The following is a 25,756-nucleotide window of genomic DNA, read 5'->3' as shown; positions in this document are numbered from 1 at the left end:
CTCAGCCTTTCATGTTGGAGATGGCGAGCGCCCAGCGCCGGTCGAAGCTGGTGCGGTCGGCGAGCTGGGCGAGCGCGCCGGCATGGGGCGTCGCGGTCTCCGCATCGTCGACGGCATAGACCTCGACATCGGGCACCCAGAGCGAGGGCGAGCCCGCCATCCGGAGCTTGAGGCAGAGATCGAGCCCCTTCTCCGCCGTGGTGAAGTAGTTGCGCGCGAAGCCGCCGACCTCGATGAAGGCGGCGCGCGACAGCACGCAGCATTCGCTGGCGCCGGCCGCGACCTCCATCGGGCCGAGATTGCCGACCGCCTCCAGGGGATAGCCGACGAAGCGGTTGGCGATACGCCGGCTCGCGCCCTCGCCTTCCAGCCAGGCGCCGGCCCAGCGGATCGAGTCATCCTCGAAGAGCAGCGTCGGGCTCGCGACGCATTGGCCGCCCCGCGCTCGATAGGCTCGCTCCAGCCGGCCGAGCCAGCCGGGCATGCGGATCTGTGCAGCGCCGGACAGCAACGCGACCGTGTTGAACCGGCACGCACGCACGCCCGCCTCCAGCGCATCGCAGGCATCCTCGACGCCTTCGACGGCTACAAGACGCACCGACAATCCATAGAAGCGCGCCAACCGCCGCGCTTCGGCGCCGACACGGTCGAAGCTCTCCGAGGGCGCAGCGAGCACGATCGGCAGAGGCCGCGCCTCCGGGTCCATCGCGAGAAGCGCGAACAGCGCCGACAATTCGCGATGGCGGTGATCGAGGCCGATAACGAGGCCGAGGGGAGCTTCGGGATCGAAGGCGCCGACATCCAGCGTCTCGGCGGCACGCGGCGGCGCGATCTCGGCGGCCTGCAAGGCCGGCGCGATCTGGCGCTCGACCACGGCGTTCGCGGTCGAAGAGCGGGGATCGAGCAGGCCGAGCACGCGCTCAAGCGCGCGACGCGCCGGGGCCCGGTTGGGTTCGAGCGGCAGGAAGGCCGGGCCCGTGCCCTGCACCTCGAAGGCGAGATGCAGCGGCTGGCCGGCCTCGGGCAGAAGCTTCGGCGCGAAGACGATGAAGCCGTGATTATTGCGCCGCGAGGCCAGGGCCGGGCCGAAGCGCGGGTCCTCCATGAAGGCTGCCGTCACGTCGGCGCGCTGCACCCGCGTCCACACGCGGTCGACGGCGCAGGACTGGCTGCCGCTGCGCAGCGAGACCCCGCCGACCCGACGTTCGGGATCGAACAGCCAGCCGATGATCAGCACGCCGGTGCCCTCGACCACCGTGACCGAGTCGATGCCGGCCCGCACCGGCTCCTCCAGCAGGCAGACCGTGTCGCGCCCGTCGAAGCGCTGCGAGGCGCGCTTCAGCTTGTCGGCCGTGGCCTGCGGGGCGGTGCCACGTTGCAAGCCGTCGCGCAGGTGGCCGGGCACCGTGATCGGTTCGAGCAGGACATGGCGCTCATAGACCTCAAGCGCGCGCCAACCGTCATTGCCGCGGAAATAGAGCCGCTCGATCTCGCCGGGGTGCTGGGCGTGGCAATCCTCCAGCAGGCCGAAGAAGCCGCGCGCGCCCTCGCCGAGATCGTCACGCTCGAAGGTCCCGGTTTCGAGATGGGCCGGCGACAGGCCGCCATGCGAGATCAGGAGCTTCACCCGCCCGGCGGCGAAATGCGAGGTCCAGCCCTGCAGGAAGATGCCGCCGACCGATCCGGCGATATCGTCGAGCTTGCCCATCACCTCGACGAAGCCGCCCGGCCGCGCCACCGTCTGCAGCAGCATCGCCACGGCCCTGAGGCGGCGCGGATTGGGCGCCCCGGTCAGCAGCACTTCGAGCAGACCGTCGACCACGCTCGGAAAGGCCTGCCCGGCATCGTCGGCAAGCTCGGAGAGGAAGGCCTGCAGCGGTTGAGGCTTCGGCGCCAGGATCAGCCGCAGCGGCCGGCCGGGGCGGCCGATCAGCAGCGCGCCGGTGCCGCTGTCGTCGACGCTGGGCGCCGGCGCCAGGCACAGGAAGCCGGTCGCCGCCGAAGGCTCGGAGCCGGGCCGGCGCCAGCTCAACACCATCGTCTGGGCGCGGTTGCGCGGGTTGCCGTCGACCGCGACCGGCACCTTCGCCGGAATGGCGTCGCAATGGCTGCGGACGAGGATCGCGTTTTCGCCGAGCGGCGTCCAGGCGACGGTCGGCGCCTGCGCGATCGCTGTCCTCTCGGGAACGATGACCTCGCTCATCGTCTTAGCCTCCCCACAAGGTGACGGCGAGCGTGACGAAGGACATCACCGCGGCGAGCGCCGAGAGGAAGCCGAGGATGACGGTGACCTGCCGAAGCGGTGCGCGCGCCTCCTTGCGGATCGCGTCGAGCCGCTCGTCGAAGCCGCGCAAGGTGCCGTCGAAACGCAGCTGGAAGACATCGAGCTCGCCGAGCCGGCGCACGATCTCGCTCTGGCTCTCGGTCTCGGCTTTGGTCGCCTCGGCCAGCGCATGGTTTTCTTCGAGGCGGGCCGCGATGCGGTCGAGCTTCTCGTTGAGCTCCTTCTGGGCGAGCTGGCCGCGCCGGTTGAGCGCGATCAGCAATTCGACCTTGTCGAAGAAGCGCGCCAGCGGCACGGCGATCGCCGCCTCCGCCGCAAGCTCGTCCGCTGCCGGCAAGCGCAGTTCGAACTCCGCACTCGTCGCAGGCGAAATGCCGGTCACCACCAGCCGGGTGCGCGCCGCGACCAGCGTCTCGTCGAGATCGATCGAGAAGGCGTGCTTGCCGTCGCCGATGCCGTTACGGCGCAGGTCGATGCGGCTCTGGTCGGCCTTCGTTTCCGCGACGACCTTGCCGTCCAGGAAAACCCTGACCGTGATCGCCTCGTCGGGCCGGGCCTCGTCCCAGATCCAGCCATGCAAGCGGCTGCCATCGAGGGCATCGACCCGTCCGTTCAGGCGGGCGGGGTTGACGTTAGGCAGGCGGACTTCGTTGTCCTGATGCTGAGCCGTGGTCATGCAGCCTCCGCGAGCTTGAGGTCATCGAAGAGGGCAAGGTGGCGGCCGGCGCAGTCGGCTAGCGTCGGCTGCTCGGCAATGCCGTGGACGAGGCGCTGCCAGAGGCCGGCCTCCTCCATCGCCCGGCGAAGGATGCGGGCCAGCGCGACCGGATCGCCCGGCCGGACATGCAGCCCGTCGATCTCGTCGCGCACCATCTCGGCCATGCCGCCGATGGCGCTGACGATCGGCGGGCGGCGGTGCTGGAAGGCTTCCTGGATGACGAGGGGCGCGTTCTCCCACCAGATCGAGGGCATCACCACCCAGTCGATCTCGGCCATCAGGCCCGGCACCTCGTCGCGGGAATAGGGCCCGCAATGCGTGACGACGCCCTCCGCGCCGCCAAGCGCAGTCTCGAACGCCGCGGTGAAGGCCTCGCTCTGGAACGGCGCGCCGCCATGGATGCGCAGGGAGAATTCGGTCTCGCCGGAAGCGCGCAGCAATTGCGCCGCCTGCAACAGCGGCAGCACGCCCTTCCAGGGGTTGAGATTGCCGAAATAGCCGAAGCTGGTGCGCCGGCCCGTGGCCTGCCGATGCGGCGCGGCCTCCTGTGTCGGGCGGGCATTGGCGATGACCTCGATCCGCTCGCCGGGCAGGCCCCAGTCGACATAGCGCTGGCACAGGAACCGGCTCGGCGCGACGAAGCGGTCGACAGCGGCGAGATGCGTCTTGATGAAGCGCTCGCGCAGCAGGAAGCGGTCGGAGCCGATCTCGGGGAAACAGCCATGGCAGGCCGAGGGCGAGGAACCGTTACAGCGCTGGCGATCGCCCGGCCGCACCATCAGCCCGTCATGATGGCAGATCGGGTAGTAGTCGTGCAGCGTCATCACGATCGCCGCCTGCGGCAGGAGCCTTCGCGCCAGCGTCAGGAACTCGGCGCCGATCAGCACGAGATGATGGACGTGGATCACGTCCGGCCGGAACTCCTCCAGCAGCGTCGCAAGGTCCTGCAGCGTGCCGTAATGGTCGATCTGGCTCATGTGGAAGCGGTCGTAATGCGCGCTCCACAGCAGCACGTCCTCGCCGATAGCCTGCAGCGCCGTGCCCGGATGCGGCCCGCGATGCATCGCATTGGTCGCACCGAGGAACAAAACCTCGCAGCCCTGCTCCCGATAGGCCTGCGTCAGGTCATGCGCGAAGATCTCGGTGCCGCCCGGATGCAGCGACGGATGGTTATGCGCGACGACGAGGATGCGCCGGCTCATGCCACGCCTCCCGGTCCCTTGCTCCCCGGCTTCGTCGCGATCAGCAGGTCCTGGTAATGCGCCGCGCTGATGCCGCGCCAATGCCCCGGCCTGAGCGCCTCGACGGCAAGCCCGGCCTCAGCCGCCTGCTCCAGCAGGAAGCGGCTGTCGATCCCGGCAGCGGCAAGCGGGGCCTCGTCGATGGCGTACCAGCCCGGCCCATCCTGCCAGCGCTTGAACGAGAGGCGCTCCTGCCCCGTCGGGGAGCCGTCGATCGCAAAGGCGGTCAGGAACAGGCGCCCGCCCGGCGACAAAAGGCGCGCCGCCTCCTGCAGGTAGACTACCAGTTCCTCGGGCGGCAGATGCGTCGCGACCGAGGTCATCGTCACGAAATCGAAGCTGCCATTGGCGAAGCCGAAGCGGACCTCGATACCCGGCAGCGAGCCCTGCGGATTATAGAGCGGATGGGCGATGTCGAGCCGCTGGAAACGGAAGCGCGGATAGGCCGGCGTGATCGTCTGGGCGCACCAGAGGATGCCCTCCATCACGGGATCGACGCCGTCATAGCTGCCGCGCTCGGGATCGAGATATTGCGTCAACGGCACGGCCATACGACCGATGCCGCAGCCGATGTCGAAGACGCGCTCATGCGGTTTCAGCCGGCCGATCCGGATGAAATGGCCGAGGAATTCAGCGCCGATCGCGCGATAATCGCCGTCGCCGACGAAGATCGAATCCGGCGGCGGATGCGGCATGAAGCGGTTGCTCTGCAGCGAGGCCAGGAGCCAGTCGAGCTCGGGCCCGGCGGAAGCCTCCGCGGGAGCCGGCTCCGGTGCGATCTGTCTCAGGGCAGTCATGCGGCGGTCGCTCTCCTGAAGGTGAAGCGGGGAACAAGGTCGGGTTCGCTGGGAACGGCAGGCGCCGGCAGGGCAAGCTCGGGCGCGGAGGTCTCGAAGGCCTGCATCAGCGCCTCGATCTGGGCGCCCCAGCGCTGCGATTGCAGCCAGGCATTGTGCTGGGAGGCGGCGCCGCGCGTGTAATCGACACTGCGCGCGATCGATTGCCGCTCGAGATGATAGAGCGCGACATCCGGGACATAGAGGATGCCGAAGCCGGCGCGCCTGATCTTGAGGCAGAGATCGCTGTCCTCGTAATCGCCGATGACATAGCTCTCGTCGAAGCCGCCGAGCTCGTCATAAAGATCGCGCGCCATCACAATGCAGGCGCCGGTGACGCCGGGCACGGGCCGCTCGATCGTGGCCGGCGCATAGCTGCCGGGCATGCCCTTGAAGTAATGATGGTTGAGCCAGGTGCCTTTGCTGTCGCGCTTGAAGAACAAGCCGGCATGCTGCAGCGAATTGTCGTCATAGAGCAGCTTCGGGCCAACAGCGCCGACCCTTGCGCGGCGATCGAGCCGGGCGATCAACCCCTCCAGCCAGCCGTTTCCGGTCGGGACCACATCGGAATTGACGAGGGCGAGCACCTCGCCCCGGGCCACGGCGGCGCCGGCATTGCAGGCAGCCGAGAAGCCGCCGTTGCGCTGCATCGCGACGAGCTGCATCGGCAGGCCATAGGCGAGATGCAGGCCGCCGAGCAGATGCGCGACCTCGGCCTCGTGCTCGGGCGAATCGAGCACATAGATCAGTTCGGCATGCTCCGAGAACCACGGGTCCCCGGCGAAGGCCGCGACCTGCACGCGCAGGAAATCATAGACGCGATAGAGCGGGATCACGACCGAAGCCTTCGGTCGCGCCAGCGAAGGCCCGTATGCTTTGATGAGCGGTTCGGGCCGGCTGTCGCGCAGGTCCTCCTGGCAGGCGGCGAGGATCGGCGCGAGTGTCGTCTCGATCATCCCGGCGGTGAGATATTGCGGCGGGATCGCCGCCAGCGCCCGCGCCCGGATCGTCACGGCATCGGCCGGCTGCACCGGCGGGCGCAATGTCAGCGTCGTCCCGGATTTCAGCTTGATCTCGCAGCGCGGCTGCAGAACCGGCGCGCCGCCGGCATAATCGGCAGCAAAACCGGCGAAGCCTGTGGCGGCACGCGTCTCGCCATCCGCCCCGGCCGGCAGGCGCACGGGGAAACGCTGCAAACGCGAGAGCATCGCGATCGGCTCGCCATTGCCGCGATGGAGCAGGACTTCTTCGAGGAGATCGTCGGGATCACGCAGCCAGCCGCCGATCAGCAGCCCGGCGCGGTTGCAGACCGCGAGATCGAGTTCGGCGGCAGGCAGGTCGTCGCTGCGGCGGACATGCTGGACGGCGAGCGGCACGCGCCGCTGCATCTCGATAGCGAGCAGGCGACCCTGCTCGGACAGCCCGGCAAGCTGCTCGACGACCCAGTTGCGCAGCCCGTCGCGGCTCGCGGCCTTGCCCGCCCACCAGCGACCGAGCGACGGCGCGGATTGCCGGCCGGGCAGCGTGCGCAGCACCAGCGAGCGCTCGCCCTGCAGGATCAGCAGGCCGCCGCCACGGCTTGGCGGCGCATCCAGCACGAGTTGGGCCTCGCGCTTGCCGCTGCGGTCGGCCGCGCCGAGGCGAGCCTTGAGATCGAGCCGCGTCAACCCCGCACCGTCGAGGCGGGCAACGCCCTGCAAGGCGCCGAAGCCGGCCGGCACGGCGGTCTCGAACAGCCATTGCCCTTCGACCAGCGCCGCGGTCGGCTGCATCGCGATCGGCTTCGGGAATAGCGTCAGCAGGAACTGGCGCAGGAAGGACAGGTAATTCGGGATCGCGGCGAGGCCGAACAGGGGCGGCCAGGCGCGGACCAGCGCATTGGCGAGTGTCAGGCGCGCCTGCGGCGTCAGCTCCTTGAGGATTTCAGCCGGGTCGGCGAGGCCGTGGACGAGCGTCGGATCGAAGCCGGCCGTCACCTCGCCTTGCGGACCATGGTCGCTGAGGGTCGCGACGACATTGTCATGGCCGGAGGAGCGGAAGGCGACGGCGAGCCGCTCGCGCCCGTCGCGCAGGCCAAGCGAGATCGAGGCCGCCGGCAGGCGCCTGCCGCCGCCCGCGAGCGCAAGTGCGGGCTTGCCGAAGGGCGAGGCCTCGAGCGTCCAGCAGAGCAGGAAGACCGAACCGCCGAGGCGGTGGAGTTCGAGCTGGGCAGGCGGTGTCGTCGCCATCGCGACGGGCGCGAGAGAAAGCATTGAGGCGCTCCTGCGGCACGGAGAATCCCGGAGCGCATGCGGAAAGCGGGGGGAGGCTTTCCGGGGGCGTGCGCGCTCCGGGAGCTGCGAACCTCTCGCCCGGCCGCCATGGCCGAACGAGAGGCAGCATCAGGATCAGGCGACCGTGAAGTAGGAGTTCGGATCGGCCTGAACGTCGTCGGCGGAGACGCCGACCAGGGTGAGCGTGTCGCCGTTGCCGAGATCGACGACGGTGTTGCCGCCGACGGTGGTGGCACGCGCCGCAACGTCCTCGGCCGAGCTGATGCCCGTGCCGTTGATGTCGGACGCGATCTGCAGCATGTCCGAGCCGGCCTCGAAATCGAGGACGACATCGTTGCCGCCGCCGCCCTCGAACACGAAGGTGTCGCTGCCGGCGCCGCCATGCAGGATGTCGTTGCCGGCACCGCCGAACAGCATGTCGTCGCCAGCGCCACCCTGAAGGATGTCGTTGCCTTCGCCGCCGTTGAGGATATCGGCCCCGTCACCGCCCTGAAGGACGTCGTTGCCGGCGCCACCCTGGAGGATGTCGTCGCCCGGGCCGCCCTGCAGGATGTCGTTGCCTTCGCCGCCGATCAGGACATCGTCGCCGTTATTGCCGCGCAGGATGTCGTCGCCGGCACCGCCGCTGAGGATGTCGTTGCCCTCGCCGCCGAACAGGGCGTCATTGCCCTCGTCGCCGGACAGGACATCGTCGCCGAGCCCGCCGAAGAGGGTATCGTTGCCCTCGCCGCCGAACAGGGCGTCGTTGCCGCCGTCGCCGAACAGGGTGTCGTCACCTTCCTCGCCGAACAGGGAATCGACCTGATCCCCACCCTTGACGATGTCGTCGCCGGCTCCGGCGAGAATCACGTCACTGAAGCGACTCCCAATCAAAAAGTCGTCGAATGCACTTCCTTCGATCGTCGCCATACGGCACCTCCTGGGCGATCTGGTGAACCTGGACCATTCGGCGGCCGCACCGCAGAACGAGAAGACCAGGAATGTTTCCGACGACCATCGATAGATCAGGCCATCGCTCGACCGGGCGAAGATTGCTCAACAGATGCAGTGCAGCAAGCTTTTTATTGTGATCATTTTGCGACGCAACATAGTTTAGTCTTTATTTTACGATCAAAAACCTATCCATATTCTCGAAGATATACTTTCAAATTCGAAATATAGCCCCGAACGCACTAGCCTGTCGGCCACTGCGCCGATGGCACCCGCTCAATCCTCGCGGAAGGCCCGGTTGAAGCTGTCGGTGATCGGCGAGAGCAGGTAGTCGACCGCGCGGCGCGCGCCGTTGACGATCATCACCTCGGCGGTCATGCCGGCATGCAGCGAGACCTTGTAGTCGCGCAGGCTGCCGGGATCGATCTCCGCCCGCACCACGAAATAGGGCGCGCCGGTCTTCTCGTCGATCAACTGGTCCGGCGCGACATAGCTCACCTTGGCCTGCAGGGGCGGCAGCAGGCGCGAATTGAACGCGGTCAAGCGCACGCGCGTCGTGGAACCGATCTTCACCGCATCGATGTCGCGCGGATCGACCTTGGCCTCGACGATCAGCGGCTCGTGCTCCGGCACGATGTCGAGGATCGCCTCGCCCGCCGCGATCACGCTGCCGGCCGTGCGCATCCGGATATTGGCGACGACACCTTCCTGGGGCGAGGTCACCACCAGCCGGCGCAGAATGTCCTCGGCCTGCACGATGCGCTCGGTCACCTCCGAGAGCGCGAGCTGTCCTTCCTGGATCTCCCCGCCGATATCGTTCTGCCGTTCGAGGCTGATCGAGAGGATTTCGAGATTGGCGCCCGCGACCGCCTGCTCGGCCTTGGCCTTGCGCGCGGTCAATTCCCCGGCCTTGCCGGACAATTCGCTCTGCTTGGTCTGCAATTCGACGAGCTGGCTGCGCTTGGCATAGCGCTTCTCGTAGAGCTCGGCCATGATCCTGGCTTCCTCGTCGATCAGCGAGCGCTGCTGCGTGGTGGCGTCGATCTGGGCCTTCAGCGCGTCCGATTCCGCCTGATGCTGCTCGATAACGCGCTGCTGGATATGGACCTTGCCGTCATGGACCTGGGCGCGGGATTTGAACAGGCCCTGCTCGGCCCGCAGCACCTCGCGCGCGATCGGCGAATCCATCCGCGCGATATCGGCGGGAAAGGCGATCTCGCCGGCCCCGGTCTGCTCGGCCCGCAGGCGCGCGAGCTTGGCTTCGAGCCCGATGCGCTTGGCCTGCAACTGCTGCAATTCGGCGCGCTGGCGCGCATCCTCCAGCCGCAGCAGCGGCTCGTCCCGTGCGACGCGCTCGCCCTCCGCCTTGAGCAGGGTCTTGAGGATGCCGCCTTCGAGATGACTGACGGTCTTGCGCTTGCTGTCGACCGCGACGAGGCCGGGCGCGACGGCGGCATTGTCGAGCCGCGCCGTCACGGCCCAGGCGCCGAAGCCACCGAAGCCGACGCCGATCGCGGCGACACCGGCCAGCACGAGGTTGCGCAGGCTCGGCATGCGCTCCTCGAGGATTTCCGGCTCGACCTGTACGGTGAGCGAATGTTCGGGGCGCTTGATCAGGGAACGTCCGGTCATGCCTTCACCTCGCGAGCCGGGGCCGGGGCTGTCGGAGCCTTGCCAGCGGGCTCGATCTCGACGCGCCCGCCGGGCGTGATCATGCCGGCGATCTCCCCGCGCGGGCCGAATTGCTGGACGCGGCCCTCGCGCAGCACCAGGAGCTTGTCGACCACCTGCATCACCGAGGGGCGATGCGCGATCAGCACGACGATGGCGCCGCTCTCGCGCGCCGCCGCAATGGCGCGGATCAGGCTCTGCTCGCCCTCGGCATCGAGATTGGCATTGGGCTCGTCGAGCACGATCAGGCGCGGCATGCCGTAGAGCGCCCGCGCCAGGCCGATGCGCTGGCGCTGGCCACCGGAGAGGTTGAAGTCGCTATCGGCGACATTGGTGTCGTAGCCGAGCGGCAGGCGGCCGATCAGCTCGTGAACGCCGGCAATGCGTGCCGCCTCCAGAATGGCGCGCGGATCGGGATCGCGCATGCGGGCAATGTTCTCGGCGATCGTGCCGTTGAGCAGCGAGACCGATTGCGGGAGATAGCCGGCCATCGCGCCGAACGAGCCGCGCTCCCACAGATAGGTGCTGTGCCCGTCGAGATAGACGCCGCCGACATTGGGCCGGAGCACGCCGACAAGCAGCCGCGCCAGCGTCGACTTTCCGGCGCCGGACGGGCCGACCACGCCGAGCACCTCGCCGGGCTGCAGCGTGAAGGAGACGCTCTTGATGACCGTCAACTCCTGCCCGGCCGGCGCATAGATCACCCGGTCGACCACGAGATCGCCCTGGCAGGGCGGGGTCGGGACGGTCTGGCGCTGCGAGTTGCGGCCGAGAACCAGCTCACGCACGCGCTTCCAGGCGGCGGCGGCGAGAACCCATTGCCGCCAGTCGGTGATCATCGAATCGAACGGCGCGAGCAGGCGGCCGAGCAGGATGCTCGCGGCCATCAGCGTGCCCGCGGTGACCTCGTTGCGGATGATCAGGATGGCGCCGGTCGCATAGACCGCGAGCTGCATCGTCATGCGCGAGGAACGCGTCACGGCGGCGATGAACTTGCCCCGCCGCGTGCCCATGTCGAGCTGCTCGATCATCGCCAGTTGCTGGCCGCGCCAGCGCCGCGAGAGCGCCGGCAGCATGCCCATGGCCTCGATCGTCTCGGCATGGCGCAGGCTGGCGCCAACCTCGTTGATGCTGGCGACGCCGGCCTCGTTGGCCTCCTTGAGGACGCGCCGGGTCAGCATGTCCGAGAGCACGCCGAGCAGCAGCAGGATGATCAGCGAAGCGAGCCCCACCAGCCCGTAGATCGGATGCAGGGCGAAAAGCACGGCCAGGAAGATCGGCGACCAGGCCGCCTCCAGCGGCGTCGCGATCGCCGAGCTCGCGATGAAGAAGCGGATGTCGTTGAGATCGCGGATCGCCTGCGTCGCCTGGCCCGAACCCTTCTCGAGCGAGGAGCTCACCGCCGCCTGCAAAGCCGGCAAATTGAGCTTGCGCGCGAAGATGCTCGCCATCGCCTGGAAGGTCAGCGAGCGGATGAACTCGATCACGCCGTAGAGCACGAGCGCCCCGACCGCGATGACCAGGAGCATCGTCAGCGTGTCATAGCTGCGGCTGACGATCACGCGGTCCTGCACCTGCATCATGAACAGCGGGACGGTCAGCAGCAGCAGGTTCACGCACAGGCTGAGGAAGCCCGCATAGCTCAGGCCGCCGACGAACGAGCGCTGGAGATTCCGGATCAGGGCGTCGGGCGCCGGCGTCACCGCCTTCATGCAAGGCTCCAAGAATGAGGGTGCGTTGGGTCCGAGAGAGCTGCGGGGAAAACCCCGTCATCGGACTTGCAACGAGACATGGAGGGAGTGTCAAGATTATGACAGATTAGAAGCGTAGCTCACCGACTCAGATGGAAGCAAATAAGGCTGAACTATGAGAAATTTTGAATTTCGAAACAGTTTCTGCGCATCGAAAGAATACTACAATCTTATCTAATGGCTAACGTAGGTGGCATGTGCTTTGCCTATAGGCTTCTAACCACAAATCGGAGGCAAAAGAGATGGATTGTTTAATTTTCGATCAGGTGGGGTAAGGAATGCACTTTAAATTGCGCGGCGGCGAGCAATTCACAGGCAGTTCCCTGAACGGCCACCATCCGGCGAATGGTTCCGGTGTCCTCGACGAGGTCCCCGATCGCCGAATTTCCCCTTTTGACCTCGCGCGGGTGATCGAGCGGGTCAGCCGGCGCTTTCTCGACTATCTCCGGCTCGAACTGACCAAGCTCGGCATCGACGACATCTCGCCATCGCAAGTCATGGTGCTGATGACGATCGGACAAGGCGAGATCGCCGTCCGCGATCTGCTTGACCGCGGCCATTACGGCGGCTCGAACGCCTCCTATAATCTCAAGCAGCTCGTGGAGAACGGCTATCTCGACCGGGGGGCCTCGCCGCGCGATCGCCGGCAGGCCCGCATCTCGCTCTCACTGAAGGGGCAGATGCTGTGCGAGCGGCTGCGCCTGCTCGACGAGGCCAGCCAGTTCGGCCAGCGGCTGGAAAGCAACCGCGAGACCGACCTGAACACGACCCACGAAACCCTGCGCCAACTCGAACAGTGGTGGAACGACGCGCTCCGCTACGGCGGAGTGCTGCTCGCATCATGCATGTCCTATTCGTTCATCGCGCAGGATCTGGTCAATTCGCTGCTCTGATCGGCAGCCTCGTCGCGGAGGGCGCCGAGGTCACCCTGATCACCGAACGCCCGGCGCAGGAGGCGCCGGGCGTTCGCCAGCTCGTCTATTCCGTCGACGAGAGCACGACCCAGCACCCGGCGCTCGCAGCGACCGAGTATCACCTGCGCACCGGAGAGGCGGTGGCGCGCCTGATGGAGCGCCTGAAGCGCAGCGATCCCCCGGATGTCGTCCTCGGCCATATCGGCTGGGGCGGCCTGCTCTTCGCCCGTGACGCGCTGCCCGCTGCGGGGCTGATCGGCTATTGCGAGTACTATTACCGCAGCACGGATTCCGATCTCGATTTCGGCATCGACGAGCCCGTGCCGGCCGCCGATCGCCAGCGCGTCCGCATGCGCAACGCCGCCCAGCTTCTCGCGCTCGACACGCTCGATGCCGCCTATGCGCCGACGCAATGGCAGCGCCGGCAATATCCGGCCGCCTACCGCCAGCGCATCGCCGTCTGCCATGACGGCATCGACACCCGCTTCTGCCGCCCGGACAGCGAAGCGACCTTCATCCTGCCCGACGGCCGTGTGCTCTCGCCGGGTATGCCCGCCGTGACCTTCGTCGCGCGCGATCTCGATCCCTATCGCGGCTATCCCGAATTCATGCGCGCCGCGGCGCTCCTGGCCGCCCGTCGCCCCGACGCGCTCTTCGTCGTGGTCGGCGGCGACGGCTCCGGCTATGGCCGCCCCCGTTCCGATGGCAACAGCTGGCGCGAGGCGATGCTTGCCGAGACCGGGCTCGGCGACCGGATCGTCCATATCCCCTGGCTCGCCCATGATGAGTTGATCCGGCTGTTCCAGGTCTCGGCCGCCCATGTCTATCTCACCGTGCCCTTCGTCTTGTCCTGGTCGCTGCTGGAAGCGATGGCCTGCGGCTGCCTCGTCGTCGGCTCGGACACCGAACCGGTCAAGGAAGTGATCCGCGACGGCGCCAACGGCCTGCTCGCCCCCTTCCATGACAGCGAAGCGCTGGCTGAACGCATCGAGGAAGCGCTGGCGAGCCCCGCGCTGTTGCAGCCACTGCGCCGCGCCGCACGGGAAACCGTCATCGCCGGTTACGAGCGCGAGCGCTGCATAAGCAGACAGACCGGCTGGATCCATCAGTTCGGCGACTGAGGCCTGGCTTTTACGCGGCCGCAGTCCCGGCAAAGTCGAGAGCCGCAGCCCGAACCGTCTCCGCGAAATCCTGCGCGACGGCGGAGCGGAAACGGCCGGCACCCCAGATGATCGCGATATCGTAGGTCACCGACGGCCTGAGCGGCCTCACCTCGACGCCTTTGCCGCGATATTCCTCGGCCGTGAACGGATCGACCACCGAAAGCCCCGCGCCCGCCGCGACGAGCCCGCAGGCGATCATCGATAACGGCGTCTCGACCCGGGTCTGGCGCGCGACGCGATGGGCTGAGAACAGCGCATCGATACGGTAGCGCAATTGCGTCGACTGCTCGAGCGAGATGAACGGCTCATCGACGAAATCCTCCGGCGCCAGCACCGCCTTGGCGGCAAGCCGATGCCCTGTCGGCAGCACCGCGACCGGCGCCATTGCCGGCAGGATCTCGATATCGATCCCCGGAAAATCCAGCGGGAGCTGTGCGAAGCCGAGCTCGCAGAAACCCGACGTGACCCAATCCACGACCTGCGAGGAGATGCTGCCATAGATCGCGATCTCCAGGTCCGGCTTCTGCTTGAGGTAGCTACCCACGACCCGCGGCAGGAAGCCGACATTGAAGGCCGGCAGCGCCGCGACCCTGAGCGAGCCTGCTCGCCCGTCGCGCAGGTTGCGCGCGGCATTCTCGATCCGCTCCAGCCCGACGAATTGGCGCTCGACCTCGCGATAGAGCGAGAGCGCCTCGTTGGTCGGCACCAATCGCGCGCCGCGCTTCACGAAAAGCGGCAACCCGAGGGCATATTGCAGGTCCTGGATCAATCGCGTCACCGCCGGCTGCGTGACGTTCAGCGCCTGCGCGGCGGCGGTGATGCCGCCGGTCACGATCACCGTCCGGAAAGCCTCGATCTGGCGCGGGTTCAGCATGCTCGATCCTCACTCGAAGCGGACATAACATTTCGGCATGGGCTGCGCGAAACATTCGATTTGACCAGTTCCAAAACAGCCCCGAACCTAACGGCATCACTCGAAAACGAGGAGGGGATACCGTGAAGCTCGCCATCACATTCGCTCTGGTTACCGGAACCGCGCTCGCCGGCTCCGCCGCTTTCGCCCAGCAGAAGACGCTTTACGTCGCCGGCTATGGCGGCTCCTACGAGCAGACCATGCGCAAGGAGGTCATCCCGGCCTTCGAGAAGCAGGCCAACGTCAAGATCGAGTATGTCGCCGGCAATTCCACCGACACGCTCGCCAAGTTGCAGGCCCAGAAGGGCAACCAGCAGATCGATGTCGCGATCGTCGATGATGGCCCCGCCTATCAGGCGGTGGCGCTCGGCTTCTGCGGCACGCTGACCGACGGCGCAGTCTACAAGGACGTCGCGCCGGTGATGAAGTTCAAGTCGAACAAGGGCGTGGGGCTCGGCCTCGTCGGCACCGGCCTGTTCTACAACAAGAACGTCTTCGACGAGAACAAGTGGCCGGCCCCGACCTCGTGGACCGACCTGAAGTCGAAGATCTACGGCAAGAAGATCGTCAGCCCGCCGATCAACAACACCTATGGCCTGCATGCGCTGATCGCCTTCGCGCAGATCGGCGGCGGCGGCGAGGGCAATATCGAGCCGGGCTTCGAGGCCTTCAAGAAGGACATCAACCCGAACATCGTCGCCTATGAACCCTCGCCGGCGAAGATGACCGAGCTCTTCCAGAACGGCCAGGCCGTGCTCGGCGTCTGGGGCTCGGGCCGCGTCAAGGCCTTTGCCGACACCGGCTTCCCGGTCGAGTTCGTCTATCCGAAGGAAGGCGGCTTCGCGCTCGGCGTCGCGGCCTGCCCGGTCGAGGGCTCGAAGAACGCGGCCGAGGCCAATGCCTTCATCCAGTTCATGCTCTCGCCCGCGATCCAGAAGGTGATGGCGACCGGCGCCGGTTTCGGCCCCGCCAACATGACGGTGACGCTGACACCCGACGAACAGAAGGGTCTGCCCTATGGCGAGGACGTGAAGAAGCTCAAGGCCGTCGACTGGGACATCGTCAACGCCAAGCGCGAGGAATGGACCCGCCGCTGGAACCGCGAGGTCGAGCGGTAACACAGTCCGCCTTCCAACCTCACCGTCATCCCTGACGCAGCGAAGCGAAGATCCGGGATCCATGCCTGAACCTTCTTCGGAAGCGCTCCGGAATGGATCCCGGGTCAAGCCCGGGATGACGCGGAGTTTCCGCGCCCTCAAACGAGGCCAGCAAACAACCCATGTCCCATCTCGTTCTCGAAGGCCTCGGCAAGTCCTACGGCACGGCGGTCGCCGTCGAGGGGCTCAACCTCACGGTCGCGCGCGGCGAGTTCATCTCGCTGCTCGGCCCCTCCGGCTGCGGCAAGACCACGACGCTGCAGATGATCGCCGGCTTCGTGCCGGTCGATCGCGGCCGCATCCTGCTCGACGGCGGCGATCTCGGCGGCGTCGCGCCGAACAAGCGCGGCCTCGGCATCGTCTTCCAGAGCTACGCGCTCTTTCCGCATATGACCGTGGCGCAGAACATCGCCTTCGGCCTCGAAATGCGCGGCGTCGAGAAGGCGGAGCGCGAGAAGCGCACGCTGGAGGCGATGGCGCTGGTCGGCCTCAAAGGGTTCGAGGATCGCTATCCCCGGCGCATGTCGGGCGGCCAGCAGCAGCGCGTCGCATTGGCCCGCGCCCTCGTCATCAGGCCCTCGCTCCTGCTGCTCGACGAACCCCTCTCCAATCTCGACGCCAAACTGCGCGAGGAGATGCAAGGGGAGCTGCGCCAGATCCAGCGCTCGATCGGCACGACCACCATCCTCGTCACGCATGACCAGCACGAGGCGATGGCGCTGTCCGACCGCATCGTCGTGATGAATCGCGGCCGCGTCGAGCAGATCGGTGCGCCCGACGCCGTCTATGGCGCACCCGACACCGCCTTTGTCGCGAATTTCCTGGGCAAGACCAATGTCCTGGCAGCAACCGGCGACGGCCGTGGCCATGTCGCGATCGAAAACCTTTCCGTGCCGCTCGCCGGCGCCCCTTCAGGCACGCTGCGCATCGCTGTCCGCCCCGAGCGCCTCGGCTTCGCGGCGAAGGGCGCGCCGGGCTTCACAGCCCGCATCACCACCCGCGTCTTCCAGGGCGCGCATTGGCTGCTGACGGCAGACAGCGCCGCCGGTCCGGTCACGCTGATCCGGCACAATGACGGCAGGCCTGTCCCCGGCGAAGGCGAGAGCGTGATGCTGAGCTTCGGCCCCGGCGACGCCGCGTTGCTGGCGGAGGGCGCAGGTTCATGAGCCCGGATGCTTCCGCCCGCGCGACGCCTTACTGGCTGACGGGTCCTGCGCTCGCCGTCTTCCTCGGCCTCGTCATCATACCGCTCGGCATGACCGTGCTGCTCGCCTTCTACGACTGGGGTCAGTACAAGGGCATCGTCGCCGAGTTCACCCTGAAGAATTTCCGCGAGATCTTCAGCGACAGCTATTTCCTCGAAGTCTTCCTGCGCACGCTGCGCATCTCCGTGCTGGTGACGCTGTTCGCCATCCTGATCGGCGTGCCCGAGGCCTATATCCTCAATCGCATGTCGCCGGCCTGGCGCGGCCTCTGCCTGCTCGCGATCCTCGGGCCCCTCCTGGTCTCGGTCGTGGCTCGCACACTCGGCTGGGCGCTGCTGCTCGGCTCGAACGGGCTGGTGAATCGAGGGCTGATGGCGCTCGGCCTGATCGGCCAGCCGCTCGAATTCATGTTCACTGAGACCGGCGTGGTGATCGCACTCGTCCATGTGCTCATCCCCTTCATGATCCTCGCGGTCTGGGCCTCGCTGCAGCGGCTCGATCCGCAGATCGAGAATGCCGCGCTCTCGCTCGGCGCCTCGCGCCTCACCATCTGGCGCCGCGTGATCCTGCCGCAGATCGTGCCGGGCATCCTCTCGGGCTCGATCATCGTCTTCGCGCTGGCGGCCAGCGCCTTCGCCTCGCCCGCGATCATCGGCGGCAGGCGGCTCAAGGTCGCGGCGACGCTCGCCTATGACGAGTTCCTGAACACGCTGAACTGGCCGCTTGGCGCCGCCGTCGCCGTGCTCCTGCTCGCAGCCCTCGTGATCCTCACCGTCGGTGCCAACCGGCTGGTCGAGCGGCGCTACTCACAGGTGTTCGAATGAGCCGCAACGGTCCCTTCGCCATCCTGTTCCACGCGCTCTTCGTCGTCTTCATGCTGGCGCCGCTGGTGGTGGTCTGCCTCGTCGCCTTCACGCCGGAGGGCTATCTCTCGCTGCCCGGCCGGGTCTGGAGCCTGCGCTGGTTCAGGGCGATCCTCGATTACCCCGAGTTCCTGCGCGCCTTCCGGGATTCGCTCTGGCTGGCCGCGCTGTCCTCGACCGTCGCGATCGGGCTTGCGGTGCCCGCCGCGCTCGCCATCGCGCGCTATCGCTTCCCCGGCCGCGAGGCGATGACGGCTTTGTTCATGTCGCCGCTGATGGTCCCCCATGTCGTCCTGGGCATCGCCTTCCTGCGCTTCTTCACGCAGATCGGCCTCTCCGGGACCTTCCTCGGGCTGGTGCTGAGCCATATCATCGTGATCCTGCCCTTCGCGCTGCGCCTCGTGCTCGCCGCCTCCTACGGCATCGACCGGCGCATCGAGCACGCCGCGATCTCGCTTGGCGCGAGCCCGGCCGTGGTCTTCCGGCGCGTAACATTGCCGCTAATCCTGCCCGGCGTCGTCTCGGGCTGGCTGCTCGCCGCGATCAACTCCTTCGACGAGGTGACGATGACCGTCTTCATCGCCTCGCCCGCCACCACCACGCTCCCCGTCCGGATGTTCCTCTACATCCAGGACAATATCGACCCGCTCATCGCAGCCGTCTCCGCCTGCCTGATCGCCCTGACCGCCATCCTGCTGATGGCGCTGGACAGGCTCTTCGGGCTCGACCGGCTGTTCGTCGGAACCGGAAAAGGCTGACGCCAGTGTCCACTATCCCTAAAGAACCCGATGTCGCCGTGATCGGCGGCGGGGTGGTCGGCGGCGCCATCGCGCTCGGCCTCGCCCGCAGCGGCGCCAAGGTCGCGATCCTCGACGAGGGCGACACCGCGTTGCGGGCCTCGCGCGGCAATTTCGCGCTGGTCTGGGTGCAGTCCAAGGGCTTCGGCATGCCCGACTACGCGCTCTGGTCGCGCCGCTCGGCCGATAGCTGGCACGAACTGGCCGCGTCGCTGGCCGGCGAGACCGGAATCGACGTCGCCCATAGCCAGCCCGGCGGCTTCATGCTCTGCCTCTCGCAGGACGAGCTCGACAAGCGCGTCGACGCGATGCGCCGCCTCCATAACAGCCGGCCGCTCTCCGACTTTCCCTATGAGGTGCTCGACCATGCCGAGACGAAGCGGCGCCTGCCCGCCATCGGCAAGGATGTCGTCGGTTCGCTCTATTCCCCGCTCGACGGCCATGTGAATTCGCTGAAGCTGTTCCGGGCCTTGCGCGAGGCGACGGTCCGGCGCGGCGTCGACTACCGTCCGAACAGCCCGGTCGAGAGCATCGTGCCGAAGGATGGCGGATTCGCCATCACAGGCCCCTGGGGCGAGATGCGCGCCGGCAAGGTCGTGCTCTGTGCCGGGCTCGGCAATGCGCGGCTGGCTCCCATGGTCGGGCTCGATGCGCCGGTGAAGCCGAGCAAGGGCCAGATCATCATCACCGAGAAGACCGAGCCCTTCCTGCACAATCCGATGGTCACGGTGCGCCAGACCGACGAGGGCGGCGTCATGATCGGCGACAGCCAGGAGGATCGAGGCTTCGACACCGTCGTCGGCCAGCCGATCCTCTCGACCATGGCGGAACGGGCCGTGAAGATGTTCCCGCGCCTCGCCGGCCTCAATGTCGTCCGCACCTGGTCGGCCTTGCGCGTGATGAGTCCCGACGGCTTCCCTATCTACGACCAGTCGCAAACCCATCCCGGCGCCTTCGTCGTCACCTGCCATTCCGGCGTGACGCTCGCCGCCAACCATGTCCTGACGCTCGCTCCCGCGATCCTCGCCGGCACCTTGCCGGAGAGCGTCGCGAGCTTCACCGCACGGAGGTTCCATGTTCCGGCCCATAGCTGATCTTGCCGCGAGCGGAGAGCTGAGCTTCACCTTCGACGGCCGGCCGCTGACGGCGCGCGCGGGCGACACTGTCGCCACCGCCCTGCTCGTCAACGGCATCACCGCCTGCCGCGAGACCCCGGTCTCCGACACACCGCGCGCGCCCTATTGCCTGATGGGCGTCTGCTTCGACTGCCTCGTCGTGATCGACGGCATCGGCAACCGGCAGGGCTGCCTCGTCCCGCTTGTCGAGGGCATGCGCATCGAGACCCAGCATGGCCGCCGCCATCTCACGGAGGCCGCGGAATGATTCCGATCGCCAGCATCGAACAGCTCACTGAGACCTATGACCTCCTTGTCGTCGGCGCAGGCCCGGCCGGCCTTTCCGCCGCAGCGCGTGCCTCCGAGCTCGGCCTCTCCGTCCTGCTCGCCGACGAGAACCCGGCGCCGGGCGGCCAGATCTACCGCGCCGTGACCACGACGCCGGTCAGGAACCGCGCCATCCTCGGCGAGGACTATTGGCGCGGCACCGGCATCGTCGCCCGCTTCGAGCGCTCGAAAGCCGCCTACGCCCCGCGCTGCACCGTCTGGTCGATCGGCCCGGACGAGACCGCGCCCGGAACCTTCGAGCTTGGCCTCTCGCTCGACGGCAAGGCCCGCATCATCAATGCGCGGCAAGTGATCCTCGCCACAGGCGCGCAGGAACGCCCCTTCCCGATCCCCGGCTGGACCTTGCCCGGCGTGATGACGGCGGGCGCCGCGCAGATCGCGCTCAAATCCGCAGGCGCCATTCCAGCGGGGCGCACGGTCATCGCCGGCTGCGGCCCGCTGCTTTACCTGCTCGCGGGCCAGCTCGCGGCTGCCGGCTGCCAGATCACCGCCGTGCTCGACACGACGCCATCCGCCAATTGGTCGAAAGCGCTCGCCGCCGTCCCGGATTTCCTGCGCTCGCCCTATCTCGCCAAGGGCCTCAAGCTGATGGCGGCGGCGCGTCGCAAGCTGCGCTTCGTCTCCGGCGTGACCAGCCTGACGGCAACCGGCGATGGAAAGCTTGCCACCGTGCAGTTCGAACAAGGGGGCCGCACCGGCACCATCGCTTGCGACACGCTCCTGCTGCATCAAGGCGTGATCCCGAGTGTGAATTTCTCCAATGCCGCCGGCTGCGCCCATGATTTCGACACTGAGCAGCACGCCTGGGTGCCGCGCGTCGATGCCTGGTTCGCCTCGACCGTGCCCGGCATCGCCATCGCCGGCGACGGCGCCGGCATCGGCGGTGCGGAAAGCGCGGCCCTGCGCGGCGAGATCGCGGCCTTCGGTGCGGCATCGCAGCTGGGTAGGCTCAGCGAGGCCGAACGTGACCGGCAGGCGGCGCCGGTCCGGGCAGAACTGGACAAGAAACTGCGCGGTCGGCGCTTCCTCGACCTGCTCTACAAGCCGGCGCCGCAATTCCTGGCGCCGCCCAAAGACGAGACCATCATCTGCCGCTGCGAGGAGGTCACGGCCGGACAGGTCCGCGACGCCGCGAAACGCCTTGGCGTCACTGGCCCGAACCAGATGAAGGCCTTCCTGCGCTGCGGCATGGGTCCCTGCCAGGGCCGTCTCTGCGGCCCGACGGTCGTCGAGCTGATCGCGCAGACGCGCGGCACGACCCCGGCCGAGACTGGCTATTACCGCCTGCGCCCGCCGATCAAGCCGGTGACACTGGCCGAGCTCGCAGCTTTGCCGCAGACTGAAGCCTCGGTGAAGGCGGTCGTCCGGTGAGCGCTGAGCGTCGTAGCGCCGATGTCATCGTCATCGGCGGCGGCATCCATGGCTGCTCGACCGCCCTGCATTGCGCCATGCGCGGGCTCTCGGTCATCCTGATCGAGAAGGACCATGCCGGGCGCCACGCCTCCGGCGTCAATGCCGGCGGCGTGCGACAGCTCGCCCGCCATATCGCGGAAATTCCCCTCTCCAACGCCTCGATGGCGCTCTGGCACAACATCGCCGAACTGGTCGACGACGATTGCGGCTTCACCAGCGACGGGCAGGTGCTGGTCGCCGAGGACGAGGCCGACCTCGAAGGCTGCCGTACCCGCGTCGCCGACCTGACGCTGCGCGGTTTCCACCATGAAGAAATGATCGACGCCAGGGAATTGCGCGCGATCGTCCCCGCGGTGTCCGAGAGCTGCCCCGGCGGCGTGATCTCGCGCCGCGACGGCGCCGCGATTCCCTTGCGCGCGACACAGGCCTTCAAGCGTAAGGCCGAGAGCCTCGGCGTCACCATCCGCGAGGGCGTGCGCGTCACCAGGGTCGAGCAGGACGGGCCGAACTGGCGCGTCGTCACCGATGCCGGCGACTTCCTCGCTCCGCGCATCGTCAATGCCGCTGGCGCCTGGGCCGACCGCATCGCCAGCGATCTCGGCGAACCCGTGCCGCTCTCGGTCATCGCGCCGATGCTGATGATCACCGCGCCATTGCCGGCCTTCATCAAGCCCGTGGTGATCCTGCGCGGGCGAAAACTCTCCTTCAAGCAGTTCGACAACGGCACGGTGCTGATCGGCGGCGGCCATCTCGGCACCCCCTTGCGCGATGAGAACCTCACGTTGCTCGACTGGCGCAAGCTCGCGATCAGCGCCGGCACGGTCTGGGACCTCTTCCCGATCATGCGCGGCGCGCCGGTCGTACGCGCCTGGGCCGGGATCGAGGCACGCATGCCGGACGACCTGCCGGTCTTCGGCAGGAGCGCCCGGCACGAGGGCGTCTATCATCAGTTCGGCTTCTCGGCCCATGGCTTCCAGCTCGGCCCCGGCGCCGGCGCGGTGATGGCCGAGATCATCGCGACCGGCCGCTCGAACGTGCCGATCGACGGCCTCGACATCGCCCGCTTCACCACCACCCACTGAGTTTCAACGCAGGAGAAGACCCATGGCCATCAAGCGTTCCATCCGCACGCCGATCCAGAACCGTATCGTCGAGACCGGCAATCTCGTCTTCGTCGGTGGCGTCATCGCCGACGACACCATGCAGTCGATGGGTCCGCAGACGCAGAACATCCTCGGCAAGATCGAGGGCTATCTCGGCGAGGTCGGGCTCGACCGCAAGGCGATCGTCGCCGCGCAGATCTACGTCACCGACCTCTCCCAGAAGAAGGACATGGACGCCGCCTGGACCGGCTTCTTCGGCGAGGACATGCCGACCCGCGCGACGGTCGGCGTCGCCGATCTCGGCGGCGGCGCGATCATCGAGATCGTGGTCACCGCTTCGCGCTGAACGATTGTCGCGACCGGAGCACCGTCAGCCTGAAGCCGAGGCGGATGCGTCCGGGATCAGGCTGACGCGATCGAGCTTCGGCGTCATCGTGTCGAGCAGGGGCAGCGCCGCCGCGCCAAGCGCTGCCGTCAGGCGGCCGGTCCCGCCGCGCTGGACGCGCGGGATTGTCCGCCACGGCCGGTTCGCCACCGAGATCGGCAGAGGCGCCATCGCCGCGATCAGCGCATCGATGACCGTATCCGGCATCTCGCCGCCGAGAATGACGGTCTCCGGATCGAACAGGTTCTCCAGCATCGTCACGACCGGCGCCAGCAATCCCGCCGCCTCAGCGATCCAGCCGGCAAGCGCGGGATGCCCCTGCGCGTGCAGGCGCGCGACCTCCTCCGGCCCAGCCCCTACAAGACCGGCCTCGCGCAAAGTCTCCGCCAGCGCATGGAAGGAGGCATAGCGTTCGAGGCAGCCATGCCCGCCGCAGGCGCAGGCGCGGCCATCTAGCACGACCGGGATATGGCCGATCTCACCGGCATTGCCGAAGGCCCCGCGATAGGGCTGCCCGGCAACGATGACGCCAAGGCCCAAACCCGCACCAAAATAGATCTGGCAGAAATGGCGCAGGTTACGGCCAAGCCCGTGGAGATGCTCGCCCACCGCTGCCGCATTGGCGTCGTTCTCGATCACGACCGGCGTGTTCAGGGCATCCTGCAGGAGCTGCGCCGCATCCTGCCCGGCCCAGCCGGGCAAGGGCGATGTGCCGACCGAGTTCATGCCCTCGATCTCGAAAGGGCCGGGCATCACCACGCCGCAGCCGAGCAGGCGCTCGGGCAGGCCGGCCTCGCGCCTGACCGCGACCAGCTCCGCCGCGGCCGTCTTCTGCACGCCTGCGACTGTCGTGTCCGCGAGAGGCGCGATGCGCTGCGCCCTGATCCGCCCGGCGAGGTCGACGAGGACGGTCGTGACATGGTCGGCCGCGATCTCCATCCCAGCCGTCATCCCGCCCTCGGGATTGACGGCGAACTCGACCGGCGGCTGCCCCCGCGCCGTCCGGCGCCGGCCAAGCTCGGTCAGGAAGCCCTCCTCGACCAGCTCGGCGACGATGTTGGAGACCGCCTGCGCCGTGAGCTTGGTCAGCACCGCGATATCGGACCGGCCGAGCTGGCCGTGCTGGCGCACGGTTTCCAGCACCACCCGGCGGTTATGGCTGCGCGTCCGCTCGGGATTGGTGCCGACGGCGACGCTGCGGGAGGGAGGGACGGGACGGTTCGGCATAGGCGGTCGCGCTGAATCGGAGCAACAGCCTGCTCCGGCAATTAATCCAACTCAAGTGAATTAATGGATTGACAGCCGCGGGCCGGCGAGACGACGATACCTGCGAGCCTCCCGAATGCCGTCCGCCGGCAGGGACGGGGGACGACGAAATCAGGGGAGAGGGTCATGCGCGGCTTACGCGGGATGCTGTTGGGTCTGATGGTCTCGGTCGGCGCGGTCGCCGGCGCCAAGGCGCAGACCGTCGAGATCGAGTACTGGCAGTATGTCTTCGACGCGCGCGTCAAGGCGATGACCGAGCTGATCAAGCGCTTCGAGGCCGCCAACCCGAACATCAAGGTCAAGCAGACGACCTTCCCCTATGCCGACTACCAGACCAAGATCGCCGCGGCGATGCCGGCCGGCCAGGGCCCCGACGTCGTGCAGCTCTTCTACGGCTGGCTCGACAATTTCGTCGGCGCCAAGTTCATCCAGCCGCTGCCGCGCGACGCCTTCCCGCCCGCCGCGATCGAGAAGGAATTCTACCCGATCGTCTCGGCGATGAAGCGCGACGGCGAATATTACGCCCTGCCGACAGCGGTGCGCTCGCTCGCGCTGTTCTACAACAAGAAGCTCTTCCAGGAGGCCGGGCTCGACCCGAACACGCCGCCGAAGACCGTCGAAGAGCTGCTCGACATGGCCAAGAAGACGACCAAGCGCGACGGCGCCGGCAACATGCTCTCGGCCGGCATCACGCTCGACTTCCCCGGCCAGGATTATCACTGGTGGCGCGAGACGCTGCTGCGCCAGAACGGCGGCGCGCCCTATAGCGACGACAACCGCAAGGTGACCTATGACAGCGAGGCCGGCGCCAAGTCGCTGAATTGGTATGCCGACCTCCAGCGCACCCACAAGGTCGGCCAGGTCGGCTTCATGGACGAGGGCCAGGCCGCCTTCCGCGCCGGGCGCGCCGCGATGACCATCGACGGCTCCTTCCGTCTCGGCGCCTTCGGCGGCATCAAGGCCTTCGAATGGGGCGTTGCCGAGCTTCCTGCCTCGGCCGACGGCAAGAAGGCGAATTTCGCCAGCTACTGGGTCAACGCCATCACCACCAAACCGACCGGCCCGAAGCTGGAAGCGGCCAAGAAGTTCCTCGCCTTCGTCACCACGCCCGAGGCGATGCAGCTCTGGCTCGAGACCGTCGGCGAGTTGCCGGCGCGCAAGGAAGCGGCCGAGACCGAGAAGAACCTGAACCACCCGGTCTATGGGCCGTTCCTCAAGGCGCTCAACTACTCGCACGCCACGGTCTTCGTCGACGAGCTGGCCCAGCGCCAGGTCGCACTCGACATGATCAATCGCGTGCTGCTGCAGAACCAGGACGCCAAGGCAGCGCTCGCCGAGGCCGCCAAGGCCGAGCAGGCCATCCTCGACCGCTTCTACAAGAAGTGATGCGGGCCGGGCGTCGGATCGGAT

Annotated in this window: 22 protein-coding genes; 12 read left to right on the top strand and 10 right to left on the bottom strand. The window is 67.6% G+C overall.

What is annotated here, in order from left to right; all coding sequences use genetic code 11:
- Window position 1: 1 nt before the first annotated feature.
- The 8 genes from WFK61_RS05040 to WFK61_RS05005 all read right to left on the bottom strand — a co-directional run bounded on the left by WFK61_RS05040 (window position 2) and on the right by WFK61_RS05005 (window position 11,665).
- Window positions 2-2,203 (bottom strand): glycosyltransferase family 2 protein, encoded by a 2,202-nt coding sequence (locus WFK61_RS05040; protein WP_336810429.1) that lies wholly within the window; start codon window positions 2,201-2,203, stop codon window positions 2-4.
- A 4-nt stretch (window positions 2,204-2,207) separates the two neighbouring features.
- Window positions 2,208-2,960 (bottom strand): hypothetical protein, encoded by a 753-nt coding sequence (locus WFK61_RS05035; protein ID WP_336810428.1) that lies wholly within the window; start codon window positions 2,958-2,960, stop codon window positions 2,208-2,210.
- Window positions 2,957-4,204 (bottom strand): glycosyltransferase family 4 protein, encoded by a 1,248-nt coding sequence (locus WFK61_RS05030; protein WP_336810427.1) that lies wholly within the window; start codon window positions 4,202-4,204, stop codon window positions 2,957-2,959. The genes WFK61_RS05035 and WFK61_RS05030 overlap by 4 nt, the downstream gene beginning before the upstream one ends.
- The gene (locus tag WFK61_RS05025) at window positions 4,201-5,040 is read right to left on the bottom strand and encodes a class I SAM-dependent methyltransferase (RefSeq protein ID WP_336810426.1); all 840 of its coding nucleotides are present in this window, start codon (window positions 5,038-5,040) and stop codon (window positions 4,201-4,203) included. Before WFK61_RS05025 ends, WFK61_RS05030 begins: the two co-directional genes overlap by 4 nt.
- Complete coding sequence (locus WFK61_RS05020; RefSeq protein WP_336810425.1) at window positions 5,037-7,331, bottom strand: glycosyltransferase family 2 protein; 2,295 nt, start codon at window positions 7,329-7,331, stop codon at window positions 5,037-5,039. Before WFK61_RS05020 ends, WFK61_RS05025 begins: the two co-directional genes overlap by 4 nt.
- 135 nt (window positions 7,332-7,466) lie before the next feature.
- Complete coding sequence (locus WFK61_RS05015) at window positions 7,467-8,261, bottom strand: calcium-binding protein (RefSeq protein ID WP_336810424.1); 795 nt, start codon at window positions 8,259-8,261, stop codon at window positions 7,467-7,469.
- Window positions 8,262-8,558: 297 nt separating this feature from the next.
- A complete protein-coding gene (locus WFK61_RS05010) occupies window positions 8,559-9,914 on the bottom strand; it encodes an HlyD family type I secretion periplasmic adaptor subunit (protein ID WP_336810423.1) in 1,356 nt (451 codons plus the stop codon).
- Window positions 9,911-11,665 (bottom strand): type I secretion system permease/ATPase, encoded by a 1,755-nt coding sequence (locus WFK61_RS05005; RefSeq protein WP_336810422.1) that lies wholly within the window; start codon window positions 11,663-11,665, stop codon window positions 9,911-9,913. The genes WFK61_RS05010 and WFK61_RS05005 overlap by 4 nt, the downstream gene beginning before the upstream one ends.
- Window positions 11,666-11,994: 329 nt before the next feature.
- Between WFK61_RS05005 and WFK61_RS05000 the strand changes: the two genes are divergently transcribed.
- The gene (locus tag WFK61_RS05000; protein ID WP_336810421.1) at window positions 11,995-12,597 is read left to right on the top strand and encodes a MarR family transcriptional regulator; all 603 of its coding nucleotides are present in this window, start codon (window positions 11,995-11,997) and stop codon (window positions 12,595-12,597) included.
- Entirely contained in the window at window positions 12,546-13,739 is a 1,194-nt protein-coding gene (locus WFK61_RS04995) for a glycosyltransferase (protein WP_336810420.1), read from the top strand. Before WFK61_RS05000 ends, WFK61_RS04995 begins: the two co-directional genes overlap by 52 nt.
- A 10-nt stretch (window positions 13,740-13,749) precedes the next feature.
- On the opposite strand, the gene WFK61_RS04990 is transcribed toward WFK61_RS04995, so the two are convergent.
- Window positions 13,750-14,655 carry a LysR substrate-binding domain-containing protein gene (locus WFK61_RS04990; RefSeq protein WP_336810419.1) on the bottom strand — a complete coding sequence of 302 codons (906 nt, stop codon included), beginning with the start codon at window positions 14,653-14,655 and terminating at the stop codon, window positions 13,750-13,752.
- Window positions 14,656-14,777: 122 nt separating this feature from the next.
- Here WFK61_RS04990 and WFK61_RS04985 point away from each other — a divergent pair, with 122 nt between their 5' ends.
- From WFK61_RS04985 to WFK61_RS04945, 9 genes are all read left to right on the top strand, one after another.
- The gene (locus WFK61_RS04985; RefSeq protein ID WP_442896260.1) at window positions 14,778-15,812 is read left to right on the top strand and encodes an ABC transporter substrate-binding protein; all 1,035 of its coding nucleotides are present in this window, start codon (window positions 14,778-14,780) and stop codon (window positions 15,810-15,812) included.
- A gap of 161 nt (window positions 15,813-15,973) precedes the next feature.
- On the top strand, window positions 15,974-17,017 hold the full coding sequence (locus WFK61_RS04980) for an ABC transporter ATP-binding protein (protein WP_336810418.1): 1,044 nt from the start codon (window positions 15,974-15,976) through the stop codon (window positions 17,015-17,017).
- Window positions 17,014-17,880: an ABC transporter permease gene (locus WFK61_RS04975; RefSeq protein WP_336810417.1), complete on the top strand. Its 867-nt coding sequence runs from the start codon at window positions 17,014-17,016 to the stop codon at window positions 17,878-17,880. Before WFK61_RS04980 ends, WFK61_RS04975 begins: the two co-directional genes overlap by 4 nt.
- A complete protein-coding gene (locus WFK61_RS04970) occupies window positions 17,877-18,677 on the top strand; it encodes an ABC transporter permease (RefSeq protein WP_336810416.1) in 801 nt (266 codons plus the stop codon). Before WFK61_RS04975 ends, WFK61_RS04970 begins: the two co-directional genes overlap by 4 nt.
- A 14-nt stretch (window positions 18,678-18,691) precedes the next feature.
- Window positions 18,692-19,810 carry an NAD(P)/FAD-dependent oxidoreductase gene (locus tag WFK61_RS04965; protein ID WP_336810499.1) on the top strand — a complete coding sequence of 373 codons (1,119 nt, stop codon included), beginning with the start codon at window positions 18,692-18,694 and terminating at the stop codon, window positions 19,808-19,810.
- On the top strand, window positions 19,791-20,099 hold the full coding sequence (locus WFK61_RS04960; protein ID WP_336810415.1) for a (2Fe-2S)-binding protein: 309 nt from the start codon (window positions 19,791-19,793) through the stop codon (window positions 20,097-20,099). Before WFK61_RS04965 ends, WFK61_RS04960 begins: the two co-directional genes overlap by 20 nt.
- On the top strand, window positions 20,096-21,550 hold the full coding sequence (locus WFK61_RS04955; RefSeq protein WP_336810414.1) for an NAD(P)/FAD-dependent oxidoreductase: 1,455 nt from the start codon (window positions 20,096-20,098) through the stop codon (window positions 21,548-21,550). Before WFK61_RS04960 ends, WFK61_RS04955 begins: the two co-directional genes overlap by 4 nt.
- Window positions 21,547-22,674 carry an NAD(P)/FAD-dependent oxidoreductase gene (locus WFK61_RS04950; RefSeq protein WP_336810413.1) on the top strand — a complete coding sequence of 376 codons (1,128 nt, stop codon included), beginning with the start codon at window positions 21,547-21,549 and terminating at the stop codon, window positions 22,672-22,674. Before WFK61_RS04955 ends, WFK61_RS04950 begins: the two co-directional genes overlap by 4 nt.
- A 22-nt stretch (window positions 22,675-22,696) precedes the next feature.
- A complete protein-coding gene (locus tag WFK61_RS04945; protein ID WP_336810412.1) occupies window positions 22,697-23,041 on the top strand; it encodes a Rid family hydrolase in 345 nt (114 codons plus the stop codon).
- A gap of 24 nt (window positions 23,042-23,065) precedes the next feature.
- On the opposite strand, the gene WFK61_RS04940 is transcribed toward WFK61_RS04945, so the two are convergent.
- The gene (locus tag WFK61_RS04940; RefSeq protein WP_336810411.1) at window positions 23,066-24,307 is read right to left on the bottom strand and encodes an ROK family protein; all 1,242 of its coding nucleotides are present in this window, start codon (window positions 24,305-24,307) and stop codon (window positions 23,066-23,068) included.
- 165 nt (window positions 24,308-24,472) lie between these two features.
- Between WFK61_RS04940 and WFK61_RS04935 the strand changes: the two genes are divergently transcribed.
- Window positions 24,473-25,732 (top strand): extracellular solute-binding protein, encoded by a 1,260-nt coding sequence (locus tag WFK61_RS04935; RefSeq protein WP_336810410.1) that lies wholly within the window; start codon window positions 24,473-24,475, stop codon window positions 25,730-25,732.
- Window positions 25,733-25,756: the final 24 nt, after the last annotated feature.

Origin of the sequence: Allobosea sp. MMO-172 (assembly GCF_037147855.1) — a bacterium.
GTDB lineage: Bacteria > Pseudomonadota > Alphaproteobacteria > Rhizobiales > Beijerinckiaceae > Allobosea.
This window is presented reverse-complemented; position numbering and strand designations above follow the sequence as displayed.

What these genes read in the sequence shown, in the direction of transcription:
- WFK61_RS05040 (WP_336810429.1), bottom strand. Translation starts at nt 2,203, where the DNA reads ATGAGCGAGGTCATCGTTCCCGAGAGGACAGCGATCGCGCAGGCGCCG.
- WFK61_RS05035 (WP_336810428.1), bottom strand. Translation starts at nt 2,960, where the DNA reads ATGACCACGGCTCAGCATCAGGACAACGAAGTCCGCCTGCCTAACGTC.
- WFK61_RS05030 (WP_336810427.1), bottom strand. Translation starts at nt 4,204, where the DNA reads ATGAGCCGGCGCATCCTCGTCGTCGCGCATAACCATCCGTCGCTGCAT.
- WFK61_RS05025 (WP_336810426.1), bottom strand. Translation starts at nt 5,040, where the DNA reads ATGACTGCCCTGAGACAGATCGCACCGGAGCCGGCTCCCGCGGAGGCT.
- WFK61_RS05020 (WP_336810425.1), bottom strand. Translation starts at nt 7,331, where the DNA reads ATGCTTTCTCTCGCGCCCGTCGCGATGGCGACGACACCGCCTGCCCAG.
- WFK61_RS05015 (WP_336810424.1), bottom strand. Translation starts at nt 8,261, where the DNA reads ATGGCGACGATCGAAGGAAGTGCATTCGACGACTTTTTGATTGGGAGT.
- WFK61_RS05010 (WP_336810423.1), bottom strand. Translation starts at nt 9,914, where the DNA reads ATGACCGGACGTTCCCTGATCAAGCGCCCCGAACATTCGCTCACCGTA.
- WFK61_RS05005 (WP_336810422.1), bottom strand. Translation starts at nt 11,665, where the DNA reads ATGAAGGCGGTGACGCCGGCGCCCGACGCCCTGATCCGGAATCTCCAG.
- WFK61_RS04995 (WP_336810420.1), top strand. Translation starts at nt 12,546, where the DNA reads ATGCATGTCCTATTCGTTCATCGCGCAGGATCTGGTCAATTCGCTGCT.
- WFK61_RS04990 (WP_336810419.1), bottom strand. Translation starts at nt 14,655, where the DNA reads ATGCTGAACCCGCGCCAGATCGAGGCTTTCCGGACGGTGATCGTGACC.
- WFK61_RS04980 (WP_336810418.1), top strand. Translation starts at nt 15,974, where the DNA reads ATGTCCCATCTCGTTCTCGAAGGCCTCGGCAAGTCCTACGGCACGGCG.
- WFK61_RS04975 (WP_336810417.1), top strand. Translation starts at nt 17,014, where the DNA reads ATGAGCCCGGATGCTTCCGCCCGCGCGACGCCTTACTGGCTGACGGGT.
- WFK61_RS04970 (WP_336810416.1), top strand. Translation starts at nt 17,877, where the DNA reads ATGAGCCGCAACGGTCCCTTCGCCATCCTGTTCCACGCGCTCTTCGTC.
- WFK61_RS04960 (WP_336810415.1), top strand. Translation starts at nt 19,791, where the DNA reads ATGTTCCGGCCCATAGCTGATCTTGCCGCGAGCGGAGAGCTGAGCTTC.
- WFK61_RS04955 (WP_336810414.1), top strand. Translation starts at nt 20,096, where the DNA reads ATGATTCCGATCGCCAGCATCGAACAGCTCACTGAGACCTATGACCTC.
- WFK61_RS04945 (WP_336810412.1), top strand. Translation starts at nt 22,697, where the DNA reads ATGGCCATCAAGCGTTCCATCCGCACGCCGATCCAGAACCGTATCGTC.
- WFK61_RS04940 (WP_336810411.1), bottom strand. Translation starts at nt 24,307, where the DNA reads ATGCCGAACCGTCCCGTCCCTCCCTCCCGCAGCGTCGCCGTCGGCACC.
- WFK61_RS04935 (WP_336810410.1), top strand. Translation starts at nt 24,473, where the DNA reads ATGCGCGGCTTACGCGGGATGCTGTTGGGTCTGATGGTCTCGGTCGGC.